General features: G+C 27.4%; 1 protein-coding gene. It reads right to left on the bottom strand.

Translation table 11 applies throughout. From position 1 onward, the window contains the following. Positions 1-102 precede the first annotated feature (102 nt). Positions 103-2,463, bottom strand: coding sequence for a toxin-antitoxin system YwqK family antitoxin (locus G551_RS0112200; RefSeq protein ID WP_156876796.1), 2,361 nt, complete (start codon positions 2,461-2,463; stop codon positions 103-105). Between the last annotated feature and the right edge of the window lie 116 nt (positions 2,464-2,579).

Raw genomic sequence — 2,579 nt, 5'->3', positions numbered from 1 at the left:
CTAAGATTAAAGAAATAGAGGTTTTAGTACAGGATAAATATGCTCTAAAATTAAGGAAGAAAAGAGTTGCTTTTTACCTCAGTTCTTTGTTAGCACCAGTACTTATTTTATTTTACCGTCTTTATATTTTATTTTTTTTATTCTATTTCCCGTATTTATATCGATGAATTCTGTATTTCCATTTCTCAATCCATCCTTAATTTTACGAATTTCTTTAATATTATCCTTATCATTAATATAAGTGAATTTTCCAGAAAATAAGGCATCGTTTAAATCCAAGTACTTCTCTGTAATAATTAAATTATAGTCATATTCGATTTCTATTTTGACTTTTTGCGGATAATAATAGTAAATCCAATCTCCAATTTTATTTTCTTTAAAATACTCTCCTGTAATTATAGGTCTATTACTTATGTCATAAACCTCATACTCTCCATCTTTATAAATTAAAGACTTGTCATTCTCTTTTAGTTTCAATAAGAATGAAATTTCAAACCAATTATGGCTTATTTCATTTTCTTTTTTTAACCAATAAACTTGAGAAATTTTTCTAGTTGGAAAGTATTGCGTAAAACGACATTTATATCTACCTGAATATTCATCAAAAATTTCAAATTTTCTTTCAGGCTGTTGACTGATACTATCATAAACAATTAATTCCTTAAGTTTACCATCATTAAAAAGCTTTATTTCTTTTGGTTTATTTTGATTATTCCATTCTGTGAATTTTCCATCTAATTCTCCGTTTGAGTAATTTATCGTTTTATCGATTTTTCCTTTTTTAAAATAATATATCCATTCTCCCTCTTTCTCATCGTCTTCGTAAAAGCCTTCCATAAAATATGGGTATGGGTTACCATCATAATCTTCACCTTGGTAACGATGAAACCATTTGCCAGTTTTTTGGTCATTTGCAAAATCACCTTTTGCAACCAAAATGTTTAATGAATCTCTTAACTCAAAAGCACCATTCAATTTATTGTTTTTGTAATTAGATTTTTGCAAAACTTTTTGGTAAACCATTCGAGTACAAGAATCTTTTGGTTTATTATTTTCGTCTAATTCTGAACACTTATATTTCTCTTTATTCAAATAGGAGAATCGTGTTGACAAACCATTTAATTTACCTTCTCTATAGTTTTCTATCAAATATATTTTTTCTGAATAGTGGGTAGGTTTATCGTTAATTGTATATTTTGAATAGTAATATTTCCATTCGCCAGTTTTTTCATCATTCAAATAATTGCCTTCACTACTTAAAGATTTTGTTAAGGAATAGTTTTGCCAATAATCTGTTTTTTTACCGTTCTGATATTTTCCTTCTGATATTAAAAACAATTTTGAAACATCAGTCTCTATGACACCTCCAAGCACAGATCTTGTAACATCTAAATAAACTTTGTAGTTACCGTCTAATTTATCATTTGAATAGTTTGCTAATACTAAACTGTCTCCTTTTATATCTTGTGAAAAACCATTTTTTAAACCTTTTGAATAATTTGTTTTTGTTAATATTCTTTCTCCTTTTTCTTTATCTATGAAAATTAAGCTCCAATTTCCTTCTTTTTCTCCATTCAATAGGACTCCAATAACTTTTAGATAAAGCCTTCCACTTTCATCATCGTAAAAATATTCTGTTCTCTCTCCATTTTGAATATCATCTTTATAATATGTTGAATAAGAGATTTTATTGTTCTCGTAAGCTGTAAATTTTCCATTTTTTTTATCATTACTCTGATAATATTCAAATATTTTATTTCCTTCTTCGTCATACTCTACAAAGTTTCCATCTGCTAAACCACTTTTATAATAACCTGTTTTTTTTAGGTTGCCATTTTCATAATAGACTTTTACAGCACCATCAATTTCTCCATTTACTTTTGTGTACTCAGCTTGTTTTGTATTACCATAATAGTAATTGACTTTCTTTCCATTATCTGGATCATAAATACTAGACTTTTTTATTAATAGAAATCTATATGCAGTAATACTTTCGTCAAAACTTGAATAGTCATCTTTTTCTCTTTTTTCTGTTGTTATTTTTAAAATAAATTTACTGTTTGCGTATGTAGAAATTAATTCATTGTTTTCAATTTCGCTATTTTGAAGTTTGTAACCTTTTGAATTTAATGAGTTTTGAATAGCAGAATATGAGGGTTTATTGAAAACGGAATAACTTAATTTATTTGGAAATCCTTCATAAGTATAAAGGTAAAACCAAGCAGAAGCCTTGTCTCCGTAAGTTTTTTCATAGGACCAAGTTATAGTGCTATACTTTTCTGAATTTCCTTTTTCAGATTCATAATATTCCCAATTCTTATTCATTAGAAATTGATTTACACTTTCCCAATTTGATTTATTACAAATATTTTCAATGTCGTTCAATGTAAGTCTTTGTCCAAAAGAAATTTGACTTATAAAGAGTAGGATAAAAAGTAATGTTTTAAAGGTAATATTTTTCATTGGTTGTTTTGTATTGGTGCTAACGGTCTTGTATATTTGTCAGTTGTGGGAATTTGAGACTAAAGATAGTAAAAAGAATTGACTTTGATGCGTGAGCATCTGTGTCCGCAGGACAC

This window comes from Mesonia mobilis DSM 19841, assembly GCF_000423405.1.
Classification (GTDB): domain Bacteria; phylum Bacteroidota; class Bacteroidia; order Flavobacteriales; family Flavobacteriaceae; genus Mesonia; species Mesonia mobilis.
This window is presented reverse-complemented; position numbering and strand designations above follow the sequence as displayed.